Below are 882 nucleotides of genomic sequence, written 5' to 3'. Positions count from 1 at the left end.
CCGCCCGTCATGACCCCAGCCTCCAGATAGCGGCGAATGAGCCTGAGCACCCGCTTGTCTTCGACACGGCGCTGCACACAGGACATCAGGATGTCGTGGTTGACCCGATCAAAGAACTTTTCAAGATCAAGCTCCACGCACCAGCGATGGCCTGCTGCCACATGGGCACGGGCCATCTCGACGGCCTGGTGAGCGCTTCTACCCGGACGAAAACCGTAGCTGAAGTCCGAAAACAGGGGATCAAAGAGAGGGGTGAGCTGTTGCAGCAGTGCTTGCTGGATCAGGCGATCCATGACGCTGGGGATTCCCAGTTGCCGTGTACCACCCTGCGGCTTGGGAATTTCAACCGCACGCACTGCCTGGGGATGGTATTCACCGGCCAGCAATCTTGCCTTGAGGGTTGGCCAATACTGTTTCAGGTAGCCTGCCAAGTCAGCGACCGTCATGCCATCGGCACCCGGAGCCCCCTTGTTGCTGACCACCCGCTGATACGCACGCCTGACGTTGGCCGGTGCAAGCACCCGCTCCATCAGCGTGTCCGGCTCCGCGTTCGTCCACGTCACTGACGTCGTCGATACCTTGGCTCTGTCAGGCATCATCCTCGGCTTCTGGCCGGGACTCGGGGTGACAGTTTCCGCTGTGGGAAATTTCTGCATTACGGCTACCAACGAGACAATGGCGCCTACTGGCGGCATAACCTGTTCGGCCCTTGGTGGCGCGGTTAATCGCCACTTACTACGGCTTCGGCTGACTTCTGCACGTTCATCCCGTCGCCTCTCGACGCTCGGTAGCACAATGGCAAACGTGCAGATCTCCCAGGGTAATTCGCGCGACCTTCCTGCTTATGCCTGTCGGATTTACGTCACAGCGTTCCGTGCAAGT

At 59.5% G+C, this 882-nt stretch carries 1 protein-coding gene; it reads right to left on the bottom strand.

Going from position 1 to position 882, the window contains the following annotated elements; genetic code table 11:
- On the bottom strand, positions 1-695 hold a 695-nt coding region (locus tag IAE33_RS24350), incomplete at its 3' end, for a reverse transcriptase domain-containing protein (protein ID WP_268933280.1).
- Between the last annotated feature and the right edge of the window lie 187 nt (positions 696-882).

The organism is Pseudomonas sp. S60, from assembly GCF_016647865.1.
Taxonomy (GTDB): Bacteria; Pseudomonadota; Gammaproteobacteria; order Pseudomonadales; family Pseudomonadaceae; genus Aquipseudomonas; species Aquipseudomonas parafulva.
Note: the sequence above shows the minus strand (reverse complement) of the source record. Positions and strands in the feature narration are given on the sequence as shown.